The 25,088-nt window shown below is 72.5% G+C and carries 21 protein-coding genes; 5 read left to right on the top strand and 16 right to left on the bottom strand.

The features are described 5' to 3' along the window. Positions 1 to 302: 302 nt before the first annotated feature. Together WMF22_RS42900 and WMF22_RS42895 are read right to left on the bottom strand one after the other, a co-directional pair. The gene (locus WMF22_RS42900; protein ID WP_438033488.1) at positions 303 to 1,685 is read right to left on the bottom strand and encodes an MFS transporter; all 1,383 of its coding nucleotides are present in this window, start codon (positions 1,683 to 1,685) and stop codon (positions 303 to 305) included. Beyond that, the gene (locus WMF22_RS42895; RefSeq protein WP_437295708.1) at positions 1,678 to 4,206 is read right to left on the bottom strand and encodes a PEP/pyruvate-binding domain-containing protein; all 2,529 of its coding nucleotides are present in this window, start codon (positions 4,204 to 4,206) and stop codon (positions 1,678 to 1,680) included. Before WMF22_RS42895 ends, WMF22_RS42900 begins: the two co-directional genes overlap by 8 nt. A gap of 169 nt (positions 4,207 to 4,375) precedes the next feature. Between WMF22_RS42895 and WMF22_RS42890 the strand changes: the two genes are divergently transcribed. Beyond that, a complete protein-coding gene (locus tag WMF22_RS42890; protein ID WP_437295707.1) occupies positions 4,376 to 4,978 on the top strand; it encodes a TetR/AcrR family transcriptional regulator in 603 nt (200 codons plus the stop codon). Between the two features lie 12 nt (positions 4,979 to 4,990). On the opposite strand, the gene WMF22_RS42885 is transcribed toward WMF22_RS42890, so the two are convergent. From WMF22_RS42885 to WMF22_RS42875, 3 genes are all read right to left on the bottom strand, one after another. Then, the gene (locus tag WMF22_RS42885) at positions 4,991 to 6,385 is read right to left on the bottom strand and encodes a DUF362 domain-containing protein (RefSeq protein ID WP_438033487.1); all 1,395 of its coding nucleotides are present in this window, start codon (positions 6,383 to 6,385) and stop codon (positions 4,991 to 4,993) included. Positions 6,386 to 6,419: 34 nt separating this feature from the next. Next, a complete protein-coding gene (locus WMF22_RS42880) occupies positions 6,420 to 8,666 on the bottom strand; it encodes a glycosyltransferase (RefSeq protein WP_438033486.1) in 2,247 nt (748 codons plus the stop codon). 100 nt (positions 8,667 to 8,766) lie between these two features. Further along, a complete protein-coding gene (locus WMF22_RS42875; protein WP_438033485.1) occupies positions 8,767 to 9,447 on the bottom strand; it encodes a methyltransferase domain-containing protein in 681 nt (226 codons plus the stop codon). 537 nt (positions 9,448 to 9,984) lie between these two features. Here WMF22_RS42875 and WMF22_RS42870 point away from each other — a divergent pair. The 3 genes from WMF22_RS42870 (at position 9,985) to WMF22_RS42860 (ending at position 11,419) form a co-directional block, all read left to right on the top strand. Continuing rightward, a complete protein-coding gene (locus tag WMF22_RS42870; protein ID WP_438033484.1) occupies positions 9,985 to 10,266 on the top strand; it encodes an RNA recognition motif domain-containing protein in 282 nt (93 codons plus the stop codon). A 453-nt stretch (positions 10,267 to 10,719) separates the two neighbouring features. After that, positions 10,720 to 10,956: a hypothetical protein gene (locus WMF22_RS42865; protein ID WP_437295702.1), complete on the top strand. Its 237-nt coding sequence runs from the start codon at positions 10,720 to 10,722 to the stop codon at positions 10,954 to 10,956. Between the two features lie 106 nt (positions 10,957 to 11,062). After that, on the top strand, positions 11,063 to 11,419 hold the full coding sequence (locus tag WMF22_RS42860) for a hypothetical protein (protein ID WP_437295701.1): 357 nt from the start codon (positions 11,063 to 11,065) through the stop codon (positions 11,417 to 11,419). A 77-nt stretch (positions 11,420 to 11,496) separates the two neighbouring features. Here the strand turns inward: WMF22_RS42860 and WMF22_RS42855 are convergent, their stop codons facing one another. From WMF22_RS42855 to WMF22_RS42825, 7 genes are all read right to left on the bottom strand, one after another. Beyond that, positions 11,497 to 12,726 carry a CotH kinase family protein gene (locus WMF22_RS42855; protein ID WP_438033483.1) on the bottom strand — a complete coding sequence of 410 codons (1,230 nt, stop codon included), beginning with the start codon at positions 12,724 to 12,726 and terminating at the stop codon, positions 11,497 to 11,499. A gap of 10 nt (positions 12,727 to 12,736) precedes the next feature. Continuing rightward, positions 12,737 to 14,161: a TolC family protein gene (locus tag WMF22_RS42850; RefSeq protein WP_438033482.1), complete on the bottom strand. Its 1,425-nt coding sequence runs from the start codon at positions 14,159 to 14,161 to the stop codon at positions 12,737 to 12,739. Further along, on the bottom strand, positions 14,158 to 16,275 hold the full coding sequence (locus WMF22_RS42845) for a DUF3616 domain-containing protein (protein ID WP_437295698.1): 2,118 nt from the start codon (positions 16,273 to 16,275) through the stop codon (positions 14,158 to 14,160). The genes WMF22_RS42850 and WMF22_RS42845 overlap by 4 nt, the downstream gene beginning before the upstream one ends. Positions 16,276 to 16,377: 102 nt before the next feature. Next, a complete protein-coding gene (locus WMF22_RS42840; protein ID WP_437295697.1) occupies positions 16,378 to 17,061 on the bottom strand; it encodes a DUF4956 domain-containing protein in 684 nt (227 codons plus the stop codon). Further along, positions 17,058 to 17,219: a hypothetical protein gene (locus WMF22_RS42835; RefSeq protein ID WP_438033481.1), complete on the bottom strand. Its 162-nt coding sequence runs from the start codon at positions 17,217 to 17,219 to the stop codon at positions 17,058 to 17,060. Before WMF22_RS42835 ends, WMF22_RS42840 begins: the two co-directional genes overlap by 4 nt. A 20-nt stretch (positions 17,220 to 17,239) precedes the next feature. Then, on the bottom strand, positions 17,240 to 19,306 hold the full coding sequence (locus WMF22_RS42830) for a PEP/pyruvate-binding domain-containing protein (RefSeq protein WP_437295696.1): 2,067 nt from the start codon (positions 19,304 to 19,306) through the stop codon (positions 17,240 to 17,242). Positions 19,307 to 19,387: 81 nt separating this feature from the next. Further along, positions 19,388 to 20,164: a hypothetical protein gene (locus WMF22_RS42825; protein ID WP_438033480.1), complete on the bottom strand. Its 777-nt coding sequence runs from the start codon at positions 20,162 to 20,164 to the stop codon at positions 19,388 to 19,390. Positions 20,165 to 20,210: 46 nt separating this feature from the next. Between WMF22_RS42825 and WMF22_RS42820 the strand changes: the two genes are divergently transcribed. Next, positions 20,211 to 20,483, top strand: a complete 273-nt coding sequence (locus WMF22_RS42820; protein ID WP_438033479.1) for a hypothetical protein — start codon at positions 20,211 to 20,213, stop codon at positions 20,481 to 20,483. 72 nt (positions 20,484 to 20,555) lie between these two features. On the opposite strand, the gene WMF22_RS42815 is transcribed toward WMF22_RS42820, so the two are convergent. The 4 genes from WMF22_RS42815 to WMF22_RS42800 all read right to left on the bottom strand — a co-directional run bounded on the left by WMF22_RS42815 (position 20,556) and on the right by WMF22_RS42800 (position 25,069). Beyond that, entirely contained in the window at positions 20,556 to 21,548 is a 993-nt protein-coding gene (locus WMF22_RS42815; protein WP_438033478.1) for a hypothetical protein, read from the bottom strand. 174 nt (positions 21,549 to 21,722) lie between these two features. After that, positions 21,723 to 22,961 carry a tetratricopeptide repeat protein gene (locus tag WMF22_RS42810; protein WP_438033477.1) on the bottom strand — a complete coding sequence of 413 codons (1,239 nt, stop codon included), beginning with the start codon at positions 22,959 to 22,961 and terminating at the stop codon, positions 21,723 to 21,725. Next, entirely contained in the window at positions 22,958 to 23,641 is a 684-nt protein-coding gene (locus tag WMF22_RS42805) for an RNA polymerase sigma factor (RefSeq protein WP_438033476.1), read from the bottom strand. Before WMF22_RS42805 ends, WMF22_RS42810 begins: the two co-directional genes overlap by 4 nt. Before the next feature lie 75 nt (positions 23,642 to 23,716). After that, positions 23,717 to 25,069, bottom strand: coding sequence for a hypothetical protein (locus WMF22_RS42800; RefSeq protein ID WP_438033475.1), 1,353 nt, complete (start codon positions 25,067 to 25,069; stop codon positions 23,717 to 23,719). Between the last annotated feature and the right edge of the window lie 19 nt (positions 25,070 to 25,088).

Here is a 25,088-nt window from a genome sequence, read left to right as displayed (position 1 = left end):
CCTCAGAGCCCGACCTTCAAGGTGGATGTGCACGAGGACGAAGCGCGCCCGGCGCCGCACGGCGGCCTACCCAGGGCAAAGCGGAAGGATACCTGGGACATTGTGAGCGTTCACATGACCGGCGTCAAACAAAAACCGGCGCGCGCTCCTCCTCCTGGCGGCTCGCGCGCACAGGCGCGGAGCGCGGCGAAGTACGGCGCATTTTGCGCAAATTCGTGACGGGTTGTGCCGCTGCGCCTGTGCGCTAGGCGCGAGATCGAGAGATCTCGTTCATCTCCGCACTGGCCTCCTCGTGAAACGCTCTACCGTGATCCCGCGGCTGCCGCCGGCGCGGCGGCGCGGCCGGGGAGGAGGAAGGCGCAGCCGATCGTCAGGAGCAGCGCCGCGCCGAAGATGGACGTGGCCATCGTGTGCTCGCGGTTCACCACATCGACCGCCGGGCCGTCGGTGAGGACGAGGCCGAGCACGGTGAGGCCGACGATGCCCCCCATGTAGCGCATCGTCGACGTGAGGCCCGCGGCCATTCCGCTCTTCTCGCGCGGGACGTCGCTCATCGCCGCGGACTGCGCCGGCGGGGACGTCAGGCCGAGGCCGGCCCCGAGCATCACGAGCGCGGGGATCGCGTCCGTGAGCGCGCCCAGAGGCCGCACCGCGAGCAGGAGCATGCCGGCCAGGGCGAGCGAGCAGCCGGCGAGCGCCAGCGCGCGCGGCCCGAAGCGATCGGAGCCGCGCCCCGCGAGCGGCGAGACGACGACCATCGTCCCCATCATGGCCAGCAGCGCCGTGCCGACGTCGCGCGGCCCGACGTGGAACAGCCGCCCCGCCACCTGGGGCAGCTCGAAGATCGTCGCGTACATGGCGAAGTTCTGGAGCGCGATGAGCAGGCTGCCGCCGAGGAACGCGCGCCGCCTGAACAGGGAGAAGTCGATGACGGGGTCCGCCGCGCGCCGCTCCCAGAGCACGAAGGGCACGAGGCCCAGCGCGCCGAGCACCGCGGCCCAGCGGAGGTGCGCGGACTCCAGGCCAAGGACGAGCCCGATGAGCGACCCACCCAGCAGCACCGAGCCCACGACGTCGAACCGCGGTCGCGGCGCGGCGGGCGTCACGGCCGCGGGGCGCGGCGGCGCGCCGAGGTGCGCGAGCGCGGCCGAGAGGAGCAGCACCGGGACGTTCGCGAGGAAGATCGAGGTCCACCCGAAGGTCCCCACGAGCAGCGCCCCGATCGTCGGTCCGGTGCCCGCCGACAGCCCCATCACCGCCCCGAAGGCGCCGAAGGCGCGCCCGCGCAGCTCGGGCGGCAGCTCCGTGCGGAGCATGGCCGTCGCGCTCGGGACCACGATCGCGCCGCCCGCGGCCATCACGACGCGCGACACAGCGAGCACCGGGAGCACCGGCCAGAGGTAGGCGAGCGCGGCCCCGAGCGCCAGGAGGAGCTGGCCCAGCCCGAGCGCGCGCCGGTGGCCGAGGCGATCTCCGAGCTTCCCGCCGGGGCTCTGCAGGACGATGTTCGTGAGCAGGTAGCTCGTCACGAGCGCCTGCCGGAGCGCGCCGGAGTCGACGCGAAGCGCGCGCGACATCTCCGGCAGCGCCACGGCGACCATCGTGGAGTTGAGCGGCGCGAGCGCCGTGGAGAGGGCGATGGCGGCGAGGAGCCGCACCGGCAGGCGCGGCGGAGGCTCAGGCACGGGCGAGCTCGCCCGCGCCGTCCCGACGGTCGCCCCGGCGCAGGAGCGCCACCCGGCCCTCCGTCCCGTCCACGAGGATCTCCTGGCCATCCGTGATGCGCTCGGTCGCCCCGGCAGCCCCGAGCACCGCCGGGATCCCGTACTCGCGCGCGACGATGGCCGCGTGGGAGACCGCGCCGCCGACGTTCGTCACGACGCCCGCGGCCAGCGTGAAGAGCGGCGTCCACGCGGGGTTCGTGTAGCGGCAGACCAGGATCTCCCCCGCCTTCAGCCGCTCGAACTCCCGCTCGTCCCGCACGATGCGCGCCTTGCCACGGACCACCCCGGACGACGCCCCGATGCCGCGGAGCTCGTCGCCCGAGGCGCCTGCCGCGCCCGCCCCGAACGACATCTTCTGCCACCGCGCGTTGACCACCCCGTACGTCGCGCGCCGCCGTCGAACGAGCCGCTCCACCTCGTCGAGCGGCGGCGCCGGCCCCTCCAGCCACCCCCGGAGCTCGGCTTCCGTCAGGTAGAAGACGTCGTCGGGGCGCGGCAGGCGCCCGCGCTCGCAGAGGCGACGCGCGATCTCGGCCACGATCGCCTGCAGCGCGGAGAACGAGCGCACCAGATCGAAGTGCGTGCGCTCCCGGAACACGATCGCGCTCCGCAGCCGCTCGAGGGTGCGGCGGAACGCGTCGGGCAGACCCGGCACGAGGCGGAGCGCGCCGGTGACCTCCTCGAGCGCCGCCCGGTAACGCGCTTGCCCGGCCTCCTCGGACGGCGGCTCGGCGACGTCGAGCAGGCCGCGAAGGAGCCCCCACAGCGGCGCGGGATCCTGCCGCCACGTCGGCGCCGAGAGGTACAGACCGGTGCTCTCCCGGTGCCCATGCTCGTCGAGGAACGCGTCGACCTCGGCCAGGTAGGCCCGGCCGGCCTCCGATCCGCGGAGGGCCTCCGGGCGCCCCTCCCGGATCGCGCCGGCGACCTCCGGCCCGGCGCTCGCCGCGCTGCGCGCGAGGTGGAAGAGCGCGAGGTTCACGTCGGACGTCCGGGTGCGCAGGCCCGAGACGAGGTCGCGCATGACGGTCGCTGTCCGCTTCGGTCCCACGGCGAGGGCGATCGGGACGCGGAGGGCGATCGCGGCCAGCTGGCTGGCGCTCCTCTCGAACCGCTCGCCCAGGACCGCGGTCGTCGTCTCCGTGATCCGGTCGGCGCGGCGGAGGAGCGCGGCGTCGTCGAGCGCGCGGAGATCGACCGGCGCGCAGGCCTCCTGGATCCGCTTGAACCCGTCGCCCTCCCACCACGCCATCGCGTCGTCGCGCAGGCTGGCCGCGACCTTCTGCGGCAGCTGGAGCAACCGGAGGGTGGGTCGCGCCTGCGGTGGGACGAAGACCGGGCGCCACACCTGGTCGACCCACGCGCGCTCCTCGGCCTCGTCCACGTCGAGCCCCAGGAAGCGCACCATGCGCACGATCGCGGGGAGCGTCGTCCGGAAGCCCCATTGATCGAGCGGCCTGGGGGCGACGGGGAACCTGTCGTTGTCGTTGGCCTCGAGCATCCTCCGCTGCATGCGGTTGAGCCGCGGGGGCGGAGGGAGGGGCTCGATCTCGGCCGCGCCGAGCGTGGTGATCGGGCGCGACTGGAGGAGGTGAATGGAGCCCCCGGCGAAGGCGAACTCCACGTCCTGCGGGCAGCCGAAGTGGGCCTCGAGGCGGAGCCCGATGCGGCCCAGATCGAGCACCAGCGCGTCGCTCGGCGCGGGACGGCCGGCCTCCCGGCGGTCGCGGTCGTCGATCGCGAGGTCGTTCGCCCCGGGGTCCGCGGCGCCGTTCGGCTGGTCCGGGCCGGGCGCCGCGGCCCCGGCGAACGGCGCGCGCCGCAGGCGGTACACGTCGCCGGTCGTGTGCCCTGACACCACGGCCTCGCCGAGGCCCGGGGCGACCTCCAGGAGCATGCGGTCGGCGCGCTGGGCCACCGGATCGACGGTGAACAGGACGCCGGCGAACTCGGCCGGGACCATGCGCTGCACCACCACGGCGATGTTGACCCCCAGGTGATCGATGCCCCGCGCCGCCCGGTAGCCGAGGGCCCTCGGGCTCCAGAGGGACGCCCAGCACCGCCGCAGCGCGAGGAGCAGCCCTTCCTCTCCCGCCACGTCGAGGTACGTCTCGTGCTGGCCCGCGAACGAGGCGTCGGCGAGGTCCTCCGCCGTCGCCGAGGAGCGAACCGCGACCGGCGGCGCGCCGAGCTCGCGGTACGCGTCCCGGACCGCGCTCTCCAGCCCGGGCAGCATCGCGCCCCGCTCGAAGAGCTCCGCCGCCTCCGAGGCCGCCGCCTCCCAGCGGCTCGCGGCGAGGTGCGCCGAGACGCGCTCGGCGAGCCCCCATGCGCGCGCCTGCTCCGCGTACGCGTCAGCGCTCACAACGAACCCGGGCGGCACGGCCAGCCCGAGCTGGATCAGCTCACCGAGGTTGGCGCCCTTGCCGCCCGCCGTGGCGAGGTCGGCTCGGGACAGCTGGCTCAAGCGATGAACAAGCATCAGGCATCTCCTTCGGCCAAGAAAGGCTGCTTCCGCCGCGCCCCGCGCTCCCCGGCGCTCGCCCGCGCTTCGGGCAGCGCGCAGCGCCTCGCTCGAGCCGCCAGCGTCCGCTCGACCGTCACCTGAAAGTCATTGTGACGTCACGAAGTAAGTATCATGATACTTATAAATGGCAAGGCCGCGTAACATCACCGACGCGCAGATCCTCGACGAGGCGCGCGCGTGCTTTCTGGAGCACGGCGCGGGCGTCTCGACGACGCTCATCGCGGAGCGGCTCGGCGTCTCGCACGGGGTGCTGTTCCAACGCTTCGGCACCAAGGAGCAGCTCCTGCGCGCCGCGCTGCTGCCGCCGTTCGAGCCGCCGTGGATGGCGCGCGCGCGGGCGGGCCCGGACGACCGTGACGCGCGGATCCAGCTCCTCGAGCTCGCAGAGGAGCTCTCCGCCTACCTCGAGCGCATCGTGCCGTGCCTCGCGGTGCTCCGCTCGGCCGGCATGCACGTCGAGTGCATGGCCGAGCGGCGCGAGGACCTGCCGCCGGTCCGCGCGCGGCGCGAGGTGGTCGCGTGGTTCTCGCGAGCGATCGACCGCGGCCTCCTGCGCCCGGTCCGCCCGGAGCACGCGGCCGATCTCTTCCTCGGCGCGCTGCACTTCCGGCCGTTCCACCAGCACCTCTCGAACCAGGGGTTCGATCGGTCCGAGGGCCAGGCCTACGTCACGTTCGCGATCGACGCGATTCACCGGACGCTCGCGCCCGCGGCGGAGCGACCGTGACGCGCGGCCCCGTCACGCCGCCGCGCCGGCCACGCCCGGCAGCAGCGACGGCCAGCTCCGCGGCGGCTTGAACCGGTGGGTCGGCGCGGGCCCGTCGACGATGTGCTCGACCTCGTCGAGGTGACTGCCAGGGAGCAATACCCCGCCCAGCGACTCCCGCACGAGCGGTATCCGCGCCGGATCGAAGCCCATCACCCGCGAGGCGATCGCGTCGACGAGGCCCGGATCGAACCCGCCGACCAGGAGCCCCGCGCGCACGGGCGTCGCCCCGAGCGGCCCTTCGCCCTCGCCCGCGACGATGCCGTCCACGATCGTCAGGTACCGCCGCTGCGGCTCCCCGCGCAGCGCGCCGCCGCGGTCCGCGAAGAACAGGATGCGGTTGAGATCCAAAATGGTCCGCCAGAGCGTGTTGTTCCCCTCCCAGCTGCCATCGATGACCTTCGGCGGCGCCCCGAGCCGCGGCGCGCGCGCGACGAGCGAGTGATCGCCGGGGAGCGGGAGCCGGCTGAGCTTGTTCTCCACCGCGTCTCCGAGACCTTGAGGCCGATCGAACTCGTCGCCGCCGACCGATGGATCACCCTCGGTGAAGTGCGGGAGCCAGTACTTCTCGTTCGTCAGGCCGATCACGCTCTTCAGCGAGAGCGTGATACCCGTCTTCTTGTGCGTCTTCAGCTTGGGGAGGTTGATGACGACATCCGCGTCGAGGAGCGTCTGGGGGATGCTGTACTCGTGCCGTTGCCCCGCGTGGTGCGGCACCGGCGTCGCGTAATGGCTGCGGTGGAAGCGGAGCGCGGCGCCGCGCGGGGCGCCCGCGCCGGCGAAGAAGCTGCTCGATCCAAGATCGACGACCCGGTAGCCCCGCGGATCGCCGGGCAGGCGGCGGCGGAGGAGCAGGCCGAGGTTCCAGGAGCGGCCGAAGCGGCGCACGTCGTCGAGCGCGAACACCGGCGCGATCCGGAAATACCGCAGGTCGATGAAATCGACGTCATGCCCCTGGGCCCTGAGGTGCTCGATGACGTCGAAGATGCCGAGCGGGCCGGCGACCTTCTCGATCTCGCAGCCCTCGACCGGGGAGTCGACGACGCGCACGCTGCCGCGCGGGCCGGCGGCGCGGAGCGCGTAGTCGAGCACGGGCCGGAGCAGCGAGCCGTGCGTGCTGGAGGCGGCGAGCCGCTCGCCCGTGATCTTCTGGTGGAGGTTCTTCGAGGAGACGAGGTTCGGCTTGACGACGACGCGGTCCCCCGGCGCGATCAGGTCGCCGAGCGGGTTCCACGCGGGCGTGCCGGCGCGGGCCGCGTCGAGGCCGAGCCGGCGGAAGAGCGCCTCGACGGCCTCGTAGACAGGGCTCGGCGGGCCATAGGGCGCGCTGCCCCCGTAGCTCACGCCGGGCCGGGAGACCGTCACCACGCGGCGGCTCGTCGCTGTCATCGAGAGCCCCCGGTCAGGCGCCCGGGCCGCTCAGGCCGGACGAGAGGATCTCCGCCGGCGCGGCGCGCTGGAAATCGACGTTGAGGCGCGAGACGCTCGCGAGGTGCTTGCCCGTGCGGACGAGCGCGATGTCGTCGGCGAACTCGACGTCGATGCGCATCCGCTCGCCGAGGTGACGGCGGAACGTCGCGAGCACCTCGTCCAGGACCTGCTGCGAGAACCGCCCGCCCTTGACCACGCGGAAGGTGATGGCGTCGCGCTCCTCCTGCACCACCTGGAAGCGCTTGATCGCGTAATCGAACTCCTTGAGGTAATGCGCGAAGAACGTGCCGGGCAGATACCGCCCGTCCGTCCCGCGAATGATGGACTGGACGCGCCCCTCGATGCGGCCGACGCGCGGCGCCCCGCGGCCGCAGGGGCACGGCGCGGACGGGGACATCGCCTCGGCGAGATCGCCGATGCGGTAGCGGACGAACGGCATGCAGAAGTTGTTGAGATCGGTGATCACGACCTCTCCGATCTCCCCCGGCTCGGCGGGGCGCCCGTCGCGCAGGACCTCGACGATGTACCCCTCGGCCACCACGTGGTGGCCGTCGTGCGCGTCGCACTCGTACGCGATGCCCGAGAACTCGCGGCTGCCGTACTTGTCGAAGACCTTGCAGCCGAACGCCTCCTCGATGAGCCGGCGGCTCGGCAGCGGCAGCGTCTGCGCGCTCGACATGATCGCGCGCGGCCGGGCCGCGACCTTTCCGGTGCTCTTGACGTAATGGGCCAGGAAATCGAGCGCCTCGGCGTAGCCGTCCATGAGCACCGGCCGCGCGCCGGCGATCCTCGCGATCATCTCGCCCAGGTTGTCGTCGGACAGCTCGAAGATCGGGATGAACGTCCGGTTCGAGAGGACGGCGTCCGCGCGCTCGCGGGCGGCCTGCCACTTCGTCATGCCGATCGTCTGGTGCCAGAGGCGCACCGTGGGGTCGCCGAAGCGGTAGCCCGTCCACTCCTGCGCCCGGAGCGTCGCCGCCCAGCGGAACTCGAGCTGAGCCCGGTCCGCGTAGCAGACGAAGGGCTCGCCGGTGGAGCCGCTCGTCGTGATCTTGAGGACCTGCGACTTGTCGTGGTTCTCCGACATGATGTCGAAGTACAGGTGGCGCCGGATATCCGCCTTGGTGAGGAACGGCAGCTTGTGGAGGTCCTGCTGGCCGCGGATGTCCTCGGGCCGGAGCTTGAGCTCCTGCATGCGAGCGCGGTAGTAGGGCACGTTGCGGTAGCAGTGGCGGAGCAGCCGCCTGAGCTTCTCGTCCTGGAGCTCGCGGGTCTGCGACGGCGTGAGCCACTGCGTCCTGCGCAGCGTCTCGTAGTAGTGCTCGACGTCGCGCGTGATCATCCAGTGGGTGTGGTTGAACGCGGCCAGGTACGCGCGCCACTTCGCCGTGGAGAGCGGGTCGCGGTCCGGCGAGCGGTCGACCACCGGGTTGCGGCGGAGGTACTGAGTCGCCACGTCCGGCGGGATCCGGTCCACGCGGTACTCCCACGCGGCCTTGCCGAGGTCGTAGAACGATTTGACCACGGCGCGCGCCGCGGCCTGATCGAGGAAGGAGACGCCCTGCCGCCGCTGCTCGAAGAGCGTCTCGACCTCCTTGTACGAGTAGCCCTTGGCGTGGGCGGCCACCAGGATGAAGGACTGCCAGTAAAAATAGCTGCCCTTGTACGTCAAGAGATCCTGGAACACCTCCCGTGCGCACATCACGAAGCCGCTCTTGTTGTCGTGGAGCGACATGCCGAAGGTGGTGTTCAAGAGGTGGTTGAGCCCGCGGCTCAGGTGGTACCGGCGGTCCCTGCGGCGCCCGACGGCGCTCCGCCAGCCCTGGACGACATCGACGCTGTGCTCGTAGAGCTCGCGCCGGAGGCGCAGCAGGTCCTCGGGCTGGTACTGGAGATCGGCGTCGATGGTGGCGACGAGCTTGCCGCGCGCGGCGGCGGCGCCGGTGCGCCACGCCGCCGTGATGCCGCGGTTCTGCGGGTGGAAGCACCCCACGACGAGCCCCGGGTGCGCGGCCATGAGCGCGCGGATCGTCGTGGCGGTGCCGTCGGTCGAGCCGTCGTCGACGAGGATGAGCTCGCCCGCGAGCGCCCCTTCGCGGAAGACGCCGAGGATGCGGTCGGTGAGCTCGGGGATGTTCAGCTCCTCGTTGAGGCAGGGCACGAGGACGGAGAGCTCGATCGGCGTCTCCGGCGCAAGCTCGGTTCGGGGTTCGGACATGGAGTGTTCGCCTATCTTGCCTTGAAGGAGACACCGCAGCAGGGCGAGGGGCGCGCTGGGCGGCCCGCGCGCACCGCGCGCTCCGCGCGCGCGGGAGCGCTCACCGGGGGACGCAGCGGAAGCACGCGCGGATCGGCAGCGCGCCGTGCGGCGCCGCGCGGCGCTCGGTCACGCGGAAATGGCGGTCGAGGAGGCGGCCGAACTCGTCGGGAGTCCACCGGTGCAGATGGTAGGCGTCGCCGCCCCACTGGACGCGATCCCGCAGGAGGTAGCCGACGGGCGTGCGGCGGACGATGTCCTTCAGCCGCCCGATGAGCGGGTCGTTCGGCACGGTGATCGCGGCCACGCCGCCGGGGCGCAAGAGGCGCGCGATGGCCGCGAGGACGGCGGCGGGGTCCACGGTGTGCTCGAGGACCTCGGTGCAGACGATGCGATCGAAGCTCGCGGCGGGGAGGTCGAGCTTGTCGACCTCGCCCTTGAGGAAGCGGGCGTCGTAGCCCGCGAGGTTCTTGCGGGCGGTGTCGAGGAAGACGTCGGAGACATCGATCGCCGTGATGCGGGCCCGCGGGAACATCCGGAGCACGTGCCCGCCGCCCGAGCCGACCTCCGCGAGGTCGAGGCCGGCGCAGTCGCCCAGCATGCCGCGGATGATGGCGAGCCGCTCGCGCTCGATGAGCCGGATCGGCAGCGGGGCGCGGTCGTAGTAGTCGTCGATCGGGTGCTCCCGCGCGAGGCGGTCGTTCAGCGCCTCCACGTCGATGTCGCCGGCTGGGTTCGGCATGGCGGGCCCCATAGCACGGGGGCGGCGGAGCCTCACCCCGGCGGCGGCTCCGCGCCCGGCGATGGGACCGCGCGGTCATCCGCCGACGTGAGCGCCCGGTCGGCGGCGGCTCCCTGATCGCGTGAGAGGCCGCTGACGGTGCCGTGGGGCGCGCATCCAGCACGCCCGCCGGCAGACGCTGTTGAGCGCCCCCGGACGCATCCCGCGCGCATCACGTGATACGTGATACGTGATACGTGACCGCGCGCTGGTTGCCGCTGCGGGCGGAAAGAAAGAGAAAAGATCGCCGAGACACTCCTTGCTGTTGGTGCCCCGAGGGAGTAGCTTGGGCCCTTCACGACGTCACTGGCTCTCGACACGATGCGTTCTCTCCTCCACGCGAGGGAGATCGTTGCTCGCGCGGATGACTGGACGACGCACCGTGTGCCTGCGCGGGTTCGCCGCGCGGCACGTCCCCGTTCGATCCGCGACGGCTTCATCGAATGGCAGGCGAAGAGCGCTCACGAGCGCAGCTGCAAGCCGTGAAAGCAACGTGTCATGGGTAATCGTCTCTACGTCGGCAATCTCTCGTACAGCACCACCCGCGAGTCCCTCGAGGCCGCGTTCGCTGGCAGCGGCGAGGTCCGTGAGGTCTCGATGCCGACCGATCGCGAGACCGGCCAGCCGCGCGGGTTTGCGTTCGTCACGATGGGCTCGGCCCAGGCGGCGAACAACGCCATCTCGCAGCTCAACGGCGCGATGCTCGATGGGCGCTCGCTCAAGGTGAACGAGGCGCAGGAGCGTCAGGCAGGCGGCGGCGGCGGTCGCGGTCGTTACTGATCGCTCCTTCGTCGCGTCGGAACATCGCGGCGGGTCATGAAGGCCCGCCGCGTTTATTTTGTCTTCGAGACGCCCGAGCCGCGCGCCGGTGCGCGCGAGCGCCGCGCCAGGCGAGAGGGCCACTGGAGCATGGGGCCCTCTCGCCTGGCGCGGCGCCATCGTGAGCTCGTGCGGCCACCAGCGCAGGATCGTGAAAAAGCCCCGCATCGATGAGATCGGCCTCTGTATTATCGTGGTGCCGCGGCGCATTCTCTGGTACATGATGACGGTTGCGCAGCGAAGTTGGACGCTCGCGCAGCGAAGTCGACAGCGATGCCGCCTGGACCCGCTGGGCTCGAGCGACAGGCAAGGCCGTAAAGAGCCGCTCGAGGCAGCTCCTGCATGCACATGCGGAAGCGCGCGCCCGGCGTGCCTTCCGCGTCCGTGCGGCTGAGCGCAAGGAGAGTGGTCGCCATGAAAGCGTGTTTATCGCGGGTCGTGGATGGCGTGGAACAGAGGCTCTGCTGGCGCTTCCAGGTGCACGGGAGGAGCGAGGCCATGTACGAGCCGGCGGACGGCCCGCACGGTCCGTTCGATCGCGACCGCCAGCGGAACCTCAAGCTGGGAGAGACGTTCCAGCGGCTGGACCGCTCGGGATCTCCCCGGAAGTACCATGGGCTCTTCTGGCAGCCAAAGAGCTCGATCGCGTGAGAGGCTGGACCGTGGCGGCCGGGAGCGAGGGCAGCAGCCGTCTCCGGCATGACACGGGACCGTGAACTTGTCGCCGAGCCAGCAACCGAGTCGTGCAAACACAGCCATGTCTACCTCCCAGAAGCCCGTCACCTCCGCCGCCTTGCTCGCCACCGCCGCCCACCTCAACTTCCGCGCGACGTCCCGCGACCGGAGCGGCTCGACGCTCGGCGTGCTCGTCAACGCGTCCGGCGCTCAGCAGTACCTCGTGATCGCCTCTGGCGGCGCGGAGGGCACCTGGACGCTCGCGAGCGAGCTGCCCGTCGGCCTCGCGCCCTTTCTCCTCTACGAGAGCGCCGCCAACGTGCTGCGCGGCGGGAGCCTGAGCGAGGATGGGAGCATCTCCTTCCATGGAGCGCTGTATACGATCGAGTCATCGGTCGACGGCAGCACCCGCACCGCGAAGGTGAGCGGCAGTGTTTGAGCGCTGTCGCGCTCGGAGGCCGCTCCGAGGCGCTGGTTCAGCGCGGTTGCAGCGCTGAGGGCCGAGCCCGGCTCCCATCAAGGCTCGACGCGGCACCTCGCGCTGCACCCGTCGCCAGCCGCCGTGTTGCCGTCATCGCACGTCTCGAGCCCCGCGACGTCGCCGTCGCCGCAGACGATCGCGGGATCGACCAGCGTGCGGCGCAGCTTCAGATCGCTGCGCAGGGCGCCCACGTTCGCCTTGAACTCGCTCAGGTCGCCCCGAGTCGCGTCGCCGGCGGCGGCCTTGCCGAGCACCTGCTCCGCCCGATCGATGGCCGCGAGCACGGCGCCCTCGTCCCACGCCGCGCTCACGATACGGGCGAGCTCGGCGCGATACCGCTCGTCGAGCGCCGGGATCTCCCGGATCCGGCGCGGGAGCACGGCGACGGGCTCCGTCTCGGTGTCGAAATGCGGGTCGTCCAGGATGCGGTCCATCCCGTGGGCGATGAACACGAAGCGCCCGTCGGCCGGGTTCTCGTACAGATAGTAGTTGTTCGCCCGGTAGGCGTAGCCGTCCCAGTGGCCGAGCAGCGTCTCGAGGGCGTAGCTCGTGAGGAAGCGATTCAGGTCGAAGCGCTTGCTCACCTCCGCGGCGAGCTGCTCGTCCGGCGCGTCCTGGATGGCGGCGGCGAGCGACCGGAGCTCTGCCCCGCCGCCGTCATCGCCGCGGTCGAGCTCCACGGCGTCGATGTCCTCGGCGAAGTCGCCGCAGCACGGACCCTCGTAGAGCACGCCCTCGTCGTTCACCTCGCCGAAGTGCAGCCGCAGGAACCGCTTGTCGATGGCCTCGGTGACGACGTAGATCCCCGCGTCCACGCCGTTGACGCTCACCACCGCGTGCGCGGTGCGCGCCGCGGGCACGCCGGCGCGGTCGTGCAGGACCTCGCCGATCTGCTCGCGAAGGAAGCTCGGGTCCTGCCTGGAGTTGTTGAGCAGGAGCTTCTTGAGCCCGTGCAGGTTCACCTCTTCATCGAACTCGTCGAACTTGATGCTGAAGCTCGGCTTATCGGACAGATCCACGGCCGAGTTGCCCTTCTGCCGGATGCCAGCGCCGCTGACGACGTCGCCGTCGTAGACGATGGTGCACGGGACGCGGTTGTCGAGGTCCGTGCGGAGCTTCCCCAGGTGGGCCTCGTCGATGGTGATCGCGATCTCGTGCAGCGCCGTCCGATCGAAGACAACGTCGCTGCCCGGGTCGAGGGGCACACAGCCGCCCTGGCTCGCCGCGACGAGCGCGAGGGCCGCGGAGGCATGAAGGGATCTCATCGTTCGCGGCTTACTGCTGAGCATCTCTCCTCCTCTCCGTCCCCTCCGCCTTCCGGCGATGAGCGCCCGCCTCGGCGGGGAGCCGGCCGCCGACCGCGTGCCGGAGCTCGCCGACCGCGGTCCAGTAGCGGCGCACGAAGCGCAGCAGCCGGAGCTCCAGGCGCACGCGGCGCTCGTCGATCTCGAGCGCCCGCCCCACGTCGACGTTGCGGCCCTCGATCGCCCGCTGCGCCTCGACGCCCGCGCGCTCGGCGGCAGGGGTCATCCGGCGCCGTAGCTCGGTCACGAGGGTCCGGGTGGCCTGGGCCTCGGCCAGGCTCGTCCGCACCTCGCGCGTCACGAGCTCGACCGCGGCGCCGAGCGAGCGCTGCTCCGCCTTGCGCGCCGCGTCCGCCGCGGCGACGGCCGGGCGGTGCGTGTCGAACACCGGCAGCTCGATGGCGAGCCCGAACGTCCACCCGAGGCCGAGCTCGTTCTCTCGCCGGAAGTCGTAGCCGACCTCGACGAAGGAGAGCCACGGCCACCGCGCGGCGCGCTCGGCCTGGAGCGCCGCGTCCGCCGCGTCGCCCTGCGCGGCCGCGAGCTCGATCTCGGGGCGGCGCTTGAGCGCGAGCTCGACGGCCTCCTCCTCCGTGGGGAGCTCCGGGGGAGGCCACGCGCTCTTCGGCGCGCCGATGAGGCGCACGGGCACGGCAGGATCGAGCCCCATGCGCGAGAGGAGCGCCGCGAGCGCCGCGCTCCGCTGCGCGCGCAGATCCACGCCGTCCTGCTCCGCGTCGACGGCGGTGAGCTCCGTCATCGCCTCGTCGACCGCCGTCGTCCGCGCGGCCGCGAGCTGCCCCTTCATCCAGGTGGCGAGCGACCGGCGCGCCTCGGCCACCGCGTCGGCGGCCGCGATCTCGGCGTCGAAGAGCAGCACCTCGTCGAACAGCAACCGGATGTCGGCCTCGAGGGCGACCTCGATCTCGCGCGCGTCGGCGAGCGCCTTGGCCTCGTCCACGCGCGCCTCCGCGACGTTCGCGTCGACCTCGCCCGGGCGGGCCACCGGGAAGCGGAGCGCGGTGCTCACGCGCGGCTCGCGCTCGCGGATGCGCTGGAGCTCGATGTTCGTGATGCGGAGCTCCGGGTTCTCGAGGTGGTCCTCCGCGTCGACCTGCGCCGCGGCCGCCTCGGCGCGCGCGTTCTGCGCCGCGAGCTCGGCGCTGTGGTCCCTCGCCCAGGCGACGGCGTCCTCCACGGTCATCGCGAGCGGCCCCGCGCTGGACGCGCCCGGGCCCGCGCGGCGGAGCGCCGGCGCGCCGGCGGGCGCGCGGCCCTCGCGGTAGAGGGCGATCGCGCGGTCGGACGCCGCCGGCCTCGGCGAGGAAGAGCAGCCCGAGAGGGCCGCGCAGAGCACCATGACGGGGATCGCCGCGCGGCGGCAGCGCTGGCTCACGGGCCCCACGAGAGCTCCTCGAACGAGGGCGCGGCGCTGCCGGCGTCGAACACGATCGTCAGCGAGCCCGGCGTGAGCGACGGCGAGATCCCCTCGGGCTTGAGCCCAGGGAACCGCTGGACGAGGCGCGGCGAGAGGACGCCACCCTCGGGGCGATCCACCCGCCACAGCGCGCCGGCGTCGCCGTCCGCCGTCGAGGGCGTGGACGTCATGGCGAGCGCGCCGTCCGGCATGAACACGAGCTCCGAGATGCCGCCCGGCGTGGGCTTCCCGGCGACCTCCACGTCGACGCGCGCGCGGGCCCACAGCGAGACGCGGGCCGCGTCGAAGCGCGCCGCCTCGGCCGCGAGCCGGTGCTTCTTCTTCGCGCTCGCGGCCTCGACCGCCGCGGCCCCCTCGCCGAACAGCGCGCTCGGGGAGCCGACCCGCCAGATCATCGCGTTGCCCTGCGCGTCGAGCGGCGCCTTCAGCCCGAGGTACAGGGCGCCCTGCCGGAAGGCGAGGCCCTCGATGTCGAGCGCCCGCGTCCCGTCGGGGAGGCCGAGCGCCGCCGCGCGCGCGGGGTCCGCGTCGAGGACCTCGGCCAGGTGGATCCCGCCGTCGACGCGGAAGCCCTGGCCGTCCTGGCGGAGGCGCAGCAGCGCGGTCCGCTCCGACTTGCGCTTCCCCTTCTTGCTGTAGCTCTGCGACGACAGGAGGTAGATCTCGCCCGCGTCGCCGGCCGCGATCCCCTCGATGTCGCTCAGCTCGTCGACGCCGCTCACCAGCACCGGATCCGCGGCGACGGCGCCGCCCGGGGACATCGCGAAGAGCCACGGCGCGCCCTCGTTGTTCTGCTCGTGGCCCGTGTCGTCGCTGACGACGAGGTACCGGGACTCGCCGGGGCGCGCGAGGACGCCGGACGGCTCGAAGCGCGTCCGGCTCGCCAGGGTCGGGGGCACCTTCATGGGGGACTGCGACGCGACCGCCCCGGCCTTCGGCGCGGCGCCGGCCTTCGGCGCGGTCGTGGTGGGCTTCGGCGGTGGCGGCTGGGCGGGGGCCGCGCCGCGGCGCGCGTCGAACGTGATGTCGAAGGCCTGGCCGGGGACGAGCGCCATCGGCGCGTCCAGCGAGATGGTGACGACGCGGCCCCACGCCGGCAGCTCCGGCGTGAGCCAGCAGCGCGGGGGGAGCTGGGAGACGAGCGGGCCCACCGAGATGACCGTGCCCGGGATCGGGTCGCCGAGCTGGCCCCGAACGTAGAGCTCGGCGGCGTCCCCGTCGCTGACGCCGAGGGCGAAGCGCTCGGGGACGCAGGCGACCGCGCGCGCGCCCGTGCGCGCGCTCAGGAGCTGCACCAGGGGCATCCCGGCCGGGACCACGTCGCCGGGCTGCCTGTCGATGGAGATGACCCGCCCCGCGTTCGCGGCGCGCAGCACGTAGCTCGCGCGCCGCTGCTCGAGCATCGCGATGTTCTCGGTCGCGACGCGCACGTCGGCGTCGAGCTTCGCCGCCAGCCCCGACGTCCGGTCCCGGAGGCCGTTCCGCCGCCGCTCCGTCGCCTTGAGCTGCTCCGTGAGGACGCTCAGCGTCCGCGGCTTCTCGCTGGCGATCGCCGTGACCGTCGCGTGCTGCAGGTCGAGCTTCGTCAGGTCGTCGAGCACCGCCTGCCGGTCCTCGATGAGCTGCTTCATCCGCGAGATCTCGCTGTCCAGCACCTTCGCCTCGGCGACCGCCCGGCGCTGCTCCTCGCGGTGCACCGCGAGGTGGCGCTCGACCGTCTCGCGGTTCGTGTCGAGCTCCTGCTCGAGGAGGGCGAGCTCCATGTTCAGATCGGCCTCGACCTGGGTCTTCTCCGCTTTGGCGACGGCGATCTCGGCGTCGATCACCGACGTGTCCAGCGTCGCGATGATCTGCCCGGCCTCGACCTCCTCGCCGACGGTCACGTCGATGGAGGCCACCCGGGCGGTCTCGACCGGCGAGAGCACCTCGGGCAGCGCCTCCGCGTAGCCGAAGACCCGCCCGTGCGGGCCGCTGCCCACGTGGAGCCACAGGGCGGCGCCGAGCGTGAGCACGAAGGTGATCGCGGGGGCGGCGTCCTGGAGCGCCGCGCGGAGTCGCTGGTAGCTGTACATCGATGATCCTTGCGCGGTGATGACGGCGGCGGCTGCGTCAACGAAGCGAGAGCGCCCACGAGGGCGTGAACGACAGGCATCCTCCGCGATGGACCTCGGCCGCTAGAGATCCAGCGTCGGCTCCTGAAGCATGAGAGAGACATCCTGCACGCCCGGGATCGCCTGGAGCTTCGCGACGAGCGCCGAGCGGAGCTCGGGCGCGAGGATGGTGAGCTGGTAAGCATGCTCCATGACGGTCCCCTGCGCAGCCTCCCTGAGCGTCACCAGCGAGAAGGTCCGGCAGTGCGCGCGGAGCACCCTCGCGAGCGCGTCCTCCACCTCGGGCACGGCGGGCGCGGTGAAGCGGAGCAGGCCATCCGGCTGTCGCCGCGAGCCCCAGCCGGTGAAATGGAGGACCAAGGTCCCGGCGGCGAAGATCGCCGTCCCGCCGAGGGCCGCGCCGATCGCCTGGAGCCCGCAGGCGATGCCGACGCCGAGGGCGGCGAAGATGAACATGACGTCGCGCGGATCGCGCATGGTCGTGCGGAACCGGATCGCGCTCAGGCCCACGGCGACGCCGATGCCGGCGGCGATGCTGCTGCCCACGGAGAGCATCAGCATGCAGGTGATGACGCTGCCCATCGCCATGCTGTGCACGGACGAGCGGGAGTAGGAGAGCCCGCGAAACGTGGCCATGTAGACGAGCGCGACCGCCTGGCCGAGCCCGAACGCCAGCAGGAGCGCCACGACCGCCCTGCGGAAGTCCGTGGCGCTCCCCTGGGTGACCCATCCGAGCCAGTCTATCACGGCGAGCCGCTCTTTCCCGGGGCGATCGCCGGGCGCGGCGCGCGCCCGGCGCCATCCACGCCATCTACGTCATCTACGCGAGCCACGCCATCCACGCCATCCACGCCATCCACGCCATCCACGCCATCCACGCCATCCACGCCATCCACGCCATCCACGCCATCCTCGCGCGTCCGCGTCACGGCGCCCCGGAGGCGGCGCCGCGGCCAGGGTAGGGGCGCGCTTGCTTGATGTAGAGCGTCGGCGGCTCGTCGGGGTTCGCGTCGTCGTCGAACTTGAACTCCACGTCCATCGCGTACCAGCCGTCGTTGCCGCTCGCCGGCCCGTACGCGGGGGAGAACCGCTCGTGGATGGCGTCGAGCGCCACGCCGAGCTGGTGGACCTGCGCCGTCGAGAGGACGGTCTGGCCCTCCGGCATGAGGCTCGAGTGCGTCAGGTAGGTGACCGGCTGGTTCGGCTGGTTGAAGAAGTAGAGGAACGCGTCGTTCGTCACGCCCGCGGGCGGGGCGACCACCTCCACGTCACCGCCGAACTGCACGTTGACGTAGAACGCGGGCTGGACCCCGGCCGTGTCGAACGGGTTGTTGGTGATGGCCACGCCGTTCGCCTCCTCGTCCGGGAAGTTGTGGTGCACGAGCAAGGCCATCCCGATGGTCCGGTGGTCGATGCCGTAATAGGTGCGCTCGTCGAAGGTGCGGAGCTTCCAGGCGCTCGCGTACGTCTTGCGGATGGCGTCGAGGACGTCCTCCCAGTCCGTCGGATCGCCGGTGTTCGAGTCGTAGCAGCCGGCGCACGGGAACCCGTCGAGATCCTCGCTGTTCGTGCTGGTGCGGAAGCGCATCGGGTGCCCGGCGTACTCCGCCTCGATCTTCGCCCTGAGGAGCTCCTGGAGCTCCGCGTCGACGGGCGCGGTCTTCATGGCGTCGCGGAGCGCCTTCAGCTGCTTGTCGCGGGCCGCGGCGTCGGTGGTGAACTTCGGGTCGGCGAGCATCGCGTCGATCTGCTCGTAGAACCCGTTCTGCTTCATGAACTGGTCATAGTAGTACATCGGGATCGAGAAGGCCTTCTGGATGGGGACCTCGGGGATCCTGGCCAGGATGGAGTAGTGGGCCGACTTGCCGCCGAAGGCGAGCACGGCCTTCTTGATCGCGTCCCGGAGCGTCTCGCCCTCCGGCGGATCGGGGGTCACCTCCTCGAGGTCGCGCAGATCGGTGACCGTCAGATCCATCTCGGGGAGCGTGACGGGCGTGGGTTTGTGCGCCTCCCAGAACGCCTCGGCCTCCGCCTCGGTGACCTCGCGGACGCTCCAGGACGTCGGCCCCGCGGTGAGCTCGACGAGCTTGTCCTTCAGCGCGAGCAGGTCGGGGTGGTTCATGGCGTTGCGCAGCCCCATGTTGGGGGTGCGCCGGTTCTGGGACAGCACGTTGACGTGCGAGAGCGGCGTCTGGAACTCCTCGGTGATGATCCCCTGGACGACCGAGATGTCGTTGGGCGCCTCGTCGAGGACGACGATGTCCTGGTGGGACAGGTACTCCGTGGCGAGATCCGCCGCCTTCGCGAAGTGGAGCCGGCCCACCGCCGTGCCCAGCGAGAGCGGCTGGTAGTCGATCCCGGCGTAGAGATCGCCGGTGCTGACCACGGGGATGTCGGCGGGGAGCTTCTTCGCCTCGGCCGCGACGGCCTCCGACGTCGGGTGGAAGGCGAGCTTCGACCCGAAGAAGGAGGCCGCCTTGACCGCCCTGAACAGGGTGGCGATCATGTCCGCGGACGCGGTGTCGTAGGGGGAGAGCTCGACGGCCCACACGCCGGGGCCCTCGTAGTGCGTCACCGCGCCGAGGACGAAGCGGCGATCCGGCGTGAAGTACTCGGTCGCGTTGAACTCGGCGAGGGGCGGGACGATGGGCAGCGCGTCGCCCGAGAGGTGCGATGACACGAAGTCGTAGTGGATCAGGTAGAGAACGCTGTTCTGGAAATACAGCGCGTTCTGATCGGCTTGATCCAGCACGACCTTGACCGACCGCGCGCCGGGCAGGCTGGCGTCGATGGGCACCGAGGCGAGCGCCTCGAAGTCCGCGGCGCACCCGACGCGCTTCAAGAACTCCGTGGTTTCACCGGCGTCCGTGCGTTCGCAGACCTCTTCGGTCACGCCGGGGTCGTCCGTGCCGCCGCCGCCGCACGCGCCCGGGAGCGCCGAGGCGAGCAAGGCGAGCGCGACGATCGACGTGATGCGAGTGCCTTTGTACATGATTCCTCCTGAGATAAGGATGCTGACCGAGCAGCGGCGCGCGCCGGTGATCCCGCGTCAAGGCGTCAAGGTATCAGGGCTTCAGGGCGTCAGCGCGAAGCAGTAGAACCCGCCGTAACCGCCGCCGGACCCGACGGTGACCGTGCCGGGCAGCGGCCCCCCCTGCTCCAGGAGGTTGATGCCCGGCGCGCACCCGGCCTCGTCGAGCGACGACATCCAGTTGGCCATGTTGATGTTGCCGCCGGGGCCGGCGCCGGTGCTGCCGCCGGGGCCGCCGGGGCCGCCGGCCCCGCTGCTGCCGCCGGGCCAGGTGGAGCCCCCGCCACCGAAGTTCCTGGGCCACGAGTGACCGACGCGCGGCCGCCCCTCGCTCGTGTCGCCCGACTTGGCCGTCCAGTCCTTGCAGGTCGCGGTCGCGCTGTAGAGCTGTCCCTTGTCGTTCGTCCCCGTCAGCATGTCGTGGTTGTCCACCTCGGGCTGGCTCGGATCGGGCTGGTGGTTGGGGACGCCGTCCTCGTTCGGAAAATCGTCGATGATCGCAGGGTCGGCCGCGGAGGGGCGGTCGTTGAGCAGCTCCTCTTTGTTGTTGGCGAGCAGCCGGCCGAGCCGGTCGTACCAGGGACCCTCGCCGATCCGATCGATCGCGTCGACCTGCTTGCCGTCCTCCCCTGCGACGGCGCTCAGGAAGGCGCGCCACTGCTTGCTCCCCGCGCCGGGCATGCTCTTCTCGGCGATGGTCGCGCAGATCTTGTCCGCGCCGCGGAGCCCGGCGCCGGGGCCCGTCTCTCCGAAGCGGAGATCGCCGCCGAAGCCGTCCTGGGAGCCCGATAGTTCCTGCAGGGCGACGAGGCTGGTCACGAAGAAGCTGAATTTCTCGGTCGTCCCGCCGGAGCTGGACGAGGTGGTGGGGTCGCCGGAGCTGGACGAGGAGGTGTTGCCGCTGGACGACGAGGAGGTGCTGTTGCCGCCGGAGCTGGACGAGGAGGTGTTGCCGCTGGACGACGAGGAGGTGCTGTTGCCGCCGGAGCTGGACGAGGAGGTGTTGCCGCCGGAGCTGGACGAGGTGCTTGTCGAGCTGTCGCCCGAGGCGCCCACATCCGAGTCCGAACCGGAGCAGCCGACGCCGACCACAGGGGAGAGCAGCGCGAGGGCGAGGGGCAGCAGCAAGGGGCGATAAGTGCGTGTCATGGTCTCTGTGTCCTTTTCCTTGTTAAGCTAGACGGTCGGCCGCGCCGCGGATCGGCGAGGCTCACTTGCAGGTGAGATCGCTCTGGCAGGTCTGGCCCTCGGGGCACTGCGAGTCGTCGTTGCACGACGTGAGCCCCGCGATCACCACCGCCCGCTCGATCTGGGACGAGACGACCAGATCGACCCGGCCGGCCGGGATCGTCGTGGAGCCCACGGACCTGCGCGTGACGATGATCGTCGGGAAGCCCGCGACGCCGAGGTCGAGGAGCTGCTTGACGAGTGATGCCGGGACATCGAGCGAGCCGGTGTCGTCGACGTTGCACTCGATCATCCCCTTCGTTCCCCCGTGATGGCTGATGTCGAGCTTTACGTGGAGCCTGGCGATGTCGGCCTGCCCCGGCGGGGTCCACTCGATGTGCAGGGGCTCTTCGGGCTTGAGCTCTATCGTCTCGCTCAGGAGCTCGAGGGGGCTCACGCCCTTGGTCTCCACCGTGAAGGCGCTGAAGAAATCGCCGCTCGCCTCGAAGCGGAGCACATCGCCCTCGTCGACGGGCGGGTAGAGGAGCTTCACGCCGGCGGGAGGCTGGTAGTTGTTCGCCGTGGGGCTCATGACGAGGGACGCCTCGCCCGACTCGAGGTTCAAGCCGGTCACCGTCACGTTGCCGGCGCTGTGCGCGGCCGGGTAGGGCTGGCACGTGTCGTCCTCCACGCAGACGGCGCTGCCCCCGCAGGGCTCGTTGCAGAACGGGACGCGCGGCGTGAGGAGCTGACAGCCATCCTCCTCGGCCTGCACCTCCCAGACGAGCTGCGAGGGCGTGGGGCCGTCGTAGATCTTCCCGATCACCGACGTGCTGCCCGTCCCCGGCTCGGCGGCCGGCAACGAGCGCACCTGGAAGGCGCCGACGAGCTTCATGGGGTCGCCGGTCGGTTCGCCCGACCCGGTGGAGCCGCCGGAGCCGCCGGGGCCGCCGGGGCCGCCGGCCGAGCCCCCCGAGCCCGACGGGTCGTTGGTACCACCCCCGGAGCTCGAGCAGGCGAGCGCCGCGAGGGCCACGACCCCGCCAAGGACGCCGGCGCGCCATCCGCCTCGTGAAGAGAATTTTTCAATTCGGCAAAGGTTTTGCGACATCTCGATGGCCAGGTGGCGACGCGGCGGGATCAGGGGTCAATCTTTTTTGAAGAAGCCCCACCGCGCGGACGCCGGCGATCCGGCGTCAGGCCCCTGCGCTCAGCCGCCGCCGAGCTCGGACAGGCGCGCGCGCAGCCGCGGCGCGTGGACGCTCTCGCCGTGACGCGCGAGGAAGTCGGCGATGGCCGCGCGCTCGTCGGCCGCCCGCCCGAGCCGGCGCAGGCTCTGCACCCGGCCGACCCGGGCCTCCGCGGCGAGGGGGCCGCCGGCGCCGGCGAGGTAGCGATCGAAGTAGCCGAGCGCCTCCGCCGCCTTGCCCTGGTGGAGCGCGATCTGCCCGAGCGACACCAGGGCCGCCCGCGCCTCGGGGCTCGCCGGGTACTGCGCGAGCAGGGCGCGGTAGGAGGCGTTCGCCTCGGCGCTCTTCCCCTGGCCGAGCTGGGTCTGCGCGCGCAGGAGCAGCGCTTGCGGGCCCGTCGCGGGCTCCTCCGCGCGCGGCCTGGGCGGCTGCTGCGCGCGATCCCGGGCGCTGGCGGCGCTGGCGGTCGCGGGCTCGCCGGTGGGCGCGCCGGCGCCGGGCGACGGCTCGGCGGCGGGCGCGCTCGCGCCGGGTGGCGGTTCGCCGCTGGGCGCGTCGGCGCCTGACGAGGGCGCGCCGGCGCCTGGCGAGGGCTCACCGGCGCCTGGCGAGGGCTTGCCGGTGGGCGCGCCGGCGCCTGGCGGAGGCGCTTCCGGCACCGAGAGCGTGGGGAGGCTCAGGACCGTGCGCCGCGCGCCGCTCGGATCGAGCGTCTCGCTCGGCGTTGGCGGGGGCGCCTGCGCGGGCCCGTCGAACAGCTCCGCCGCGAGCGCGGCCAGGAGCGTCGCCGCGACGGCGACGCCCGCGAGCGACCCGGCGATCCCGCGCCGCAGCATCGGCCGAGGCGCCGCGCGCAGCCGCGCCGTGCTCTCGGGCGCGGCCTCGACGCGGGCGCCCCTCGGGTCGAGGCGAGCGGCGTGGGGCTCGACGCGGGCGCCCCCGGGCCCGAGGCGGGCGCCCCTCGGGTCGAGGCGAGCGGCGTGGGGCTCGACGCGGGCGCCCCCGGGCCCGAGGCGGGCGCGCGCGAGCACCTGCTGCAGCATGGCGGCGTCGCTGAGCTCGCGGCCGTCGCCGCGCGCGTCGCCGAGCCTGCCGATGGCGGCCCAGAGCGGCGCCTCGCCGCGGAGCTCGGGGTCGTCCTGCTCGGCGCGGCGGAGGAGCTCCGCGTCCTCGGGGCGGATCGGCTCGCCGCGCGCCTCCGCGGCGAGGATCGCGGGCAGGAGATCCAGATCGATCTCGGACTTCTGCGTCCCTGTCATGATGCTCTCTTCCGGCCGACGGCGAGGTCCTGTCGCACCTGCTTGCGGAGCGCGCCGATCCCGAGGCGCAGCCGGCTCTTCACCGTATCGGCGCTGACCTCGGTCATTCCGGCGATCTCCTCGATGGAGTAATCGAGCGCGTGGTGCAGGAGGATCACATGGCGCTGCGCCTCCGGCAGCTCGTCGAGGTACGCGCGCGCCTCGCGCGGGAGGGCCTCGAACGGGGGTTGGTGCGGCGCCTGGGCGATCTCCTCGTCGATCGCGCTCTCCGGGGCCACGGGCGCGCCTTCCCTGCGCTGCTGCCTTGCGTACCGGAGGATCGTCCGGACGGCGACGCGCCTGGCCCAGGCCTCGACGGCGGCGTCGCCGCGGTAGCTCGACGCGCTCTCGAGGATCGCGAGCAGGGCGAGCTGCGCGGCGTCGTCGGCGTCGGCCGCGCTGCGGAGGAACGTCCGCGCGATCCGGCGGACCCGCGAGATCACGTGCGTCATGAGCCAGGCCTGGGCCTCCGGGTCACCCGCGCCGGCGTGGCGCATCCGTTCGAGCTCAGACGGCGAGGACACGGCGGTCGACGGGGCAGGCGGCGGTGCGGGGACGGGGCGCGTCATGGCGCTGGCCAGGAGCGGCTCGGGCAGGGGGCCGAGGCTCCTGGAGAGAGCTCGCGCGTGCTCAGCGTCCATCGCATCGTCCTGGTGCGACGCACGGCCCGAAGCGGGTCAATTTTCCTTTCGTGTTGGGTCATGCGGCGCGGGTGGTCATTTCCTGACCATGCCCGCGGGGGCCGGCGGGGCCGACATGTCGAGGCCGAGCTCGAGCCCGACGCCGGCGAGGATCCGCACCGGATTGGCTGAAAGCGCGAGGGCCGGGTGTACGGTGGCGTCAGGCTCCGTCAGGAGCACGTCCACACCCAGCGTCGTCTTGAGGCGGAGCCACCCGGTGAGCGGGACCCCGAGCTCCGCGACAGGCGCGACGCTCACGAGCACGTCGGTGCGGGCCTCGGGCGGCGGCAGCTGCTGCGGAAACATCCTCGGCCACCGCCACGGGGGCGGCGCTGGCGGGAAATGACCGGGAGGTGGCGGGAACGGGGGTGGCTGCTCGAGCGCCTGCTGGGTCGTGCCTTCCTCGGGGACGCGCTCGACGATATCGACGGTGGCGCGCGCGCCGAGCTGCAGGTCGAGGCCCAGGGGGAGCCTGACGCGGACCTGGCCGGTCGTGATCACCGGGTGGCGCAAGAGCTCGAACGTGGACTGCTCGTTGCCGAGGGAGGTCGAGGGGATCAGCTCGTACCCCAGGCCGAGGACGGCGTAGTCCACCGGCGCCCAGGAGGCGCGGAGCGCGGCGGCGCTCTGCCAGGGCGCGGCGCTGCTGAAGCTCGCGCCGGCGTAGCCGGCGAGGACGGCGAACGTGGGCAGCGGGCTCGCTTCGCGGCGGGCGCCCGTGGATGGCGACGGCGGGCCCGCGGGCGGCTGCAGGTCCAGCGCGGCGTCCGCGGGCGCGGTGGCCGCGGGCGCCGCGGGGGATGCGGGGGACGCGGCGAGCCCGGGGGCACCGTCGGGCTCGGGCGGAGCCGCTGGAGCCGGCGCGGCCGGGGCGACCTTCACCTCGGCCAGGCCGGCGACGTGGCCCTCGCGGAGCTCCTCGGCGACCGCGCCGGCGATGTTGGCGAGCGACTCGAGGGCGGTGGCGGTCTGCCCGGGCAAGACCGGGATGCGGCGGCCGTAGATCTGCTCGCCGTCGCGCTCGACCACGTACAGGGCGAGCTCGTCGCTCGCGCCGGCGTCGATCCAGAGCACTCCCCGCGCGTCCCACGCGTCGGCGAGCGCGTTGGCCTCGGGGAGGAGCGTCTGCAGCACGGGTCTCGGCGTGCCGGGGCGGACGATCTGAACGCGGACGCCGACGGGGCGGATATGGGCGACGACGAGGTCGAGGGCGCGTTTGTCGATGCCGCCGGCGCCCGGGAAGGCGGCGAGGACGAGCACCGGCTCGCCGGCGGCGGGCGGCTCGGCCGCTGCGGCGGGCAGGGAGACGGCGGCCAGCAGGGTGCCGGCGACCGCGCTCGCGGCCGTTCGGGCAGCGCGGAGGGCGAGCGCGAGCGACGCGGCCGGCACGGGCGCGGAAAATTATCAC

It is taken from the genome of Sorangium sp. So ce204, from assembly GCF_051526795.1.
Taxonomy (GTDB): Bacteria; Myxococcota_A; Polyangia; order Polyangiales; family Polyangiaceae; genus Sorangium; species Sorangium cellulosum_B.
This window is presented reverse-complemented; position numbering and strand designations above follow the sequence as displayed.

Bases quoted from the DNA above. Each gene is read 5' to 3' on its own strand.
- WMF22_RS42855 (WP_438033483.1), bottom strand. From the start codon at position 12,726: ATGAGATCCCTTCATGCCTCCGCGGCCCTCGCGCTCGTCGCGGCGAGC.
- WMF22_RS42895 (WP_437295708.1), bottom strand. From the start codon at position 4,206: ATGCTTGTTCATCGCTTGAGCCAGCTGTCCCGAGCCGACCTCGCCACG.
- WMF22_RS42845 (WP_437295698.1), bottom strand. From the start codon at position 16,275: ATGTACAGCTACCAGCGACTCCGCGCGGCGCTCCAGGACGCCGCCCCC.
- WMF22_RS42880 (WP_438033486.1), bottom strand. From the start codon at position 8,666: ATGTCCGAACCCCGAACCGAGCTTGCGCCGGAGACGCCGATCGAGCTC.
- WMF22_RS42870 (WP_438033484.1), top strand. From the start codon at position 9,985: ATGGGTAATCGTCTCTACGTCGGCAATCTCTCGTACAGCACCACCCGC.
- WMF22_RS42860 (WP_437295701.1), top strand. From the start codon at position 11,063: ATGTCTACCTCCCAGAAGCCCGTCACCTCCGCCGCCTTGCTCGCCACC.
- WMF22_RS42890 (WP_437295707.1), top strand. From the start codon at position 4,376: ATGGCAAGGCCGCGTAACATCACCGACGCGCAGATCCTCGACGAGGCG.
- WMF22_RS42875 (WP_438033485.1), bottom strand. From the start codon at position 9,447: ATGCCGAACCCAGCCGGCGACATCGACGTGGAGGCGCTGAACGACCGC.
- WMF22_RS42805 (WP_438033476.1), bottom strand. From the start codon at position 23,641: ATGGACGCTGAGCACGCGCGAGCTCTCTCCAGGAGCCTCGGCCCCCTG.
- WMF22_RS42830 (WP_437295696.1), bottom strand. From the start codon at position 19,306: ATGTACAAAGGCACTCGCATCACGTCGATCGTCGCGCTCGCCTTGCTC.
- WMF22_RS42810 (WP_438033477.1), bottom strand. From the start codon at position 22,961: ATGACAGGGACGCAGAAGTCCGAGATCGATCTGGATCTCCTGCCCGCG.
- WMF22_RS42865 (WP_437295702.1), top strand. From the start codon at position 10,720: ATGAAAGCGTGTTTATCGCGGGTCGTGGATGGCGTGGAACAGAGGCTC.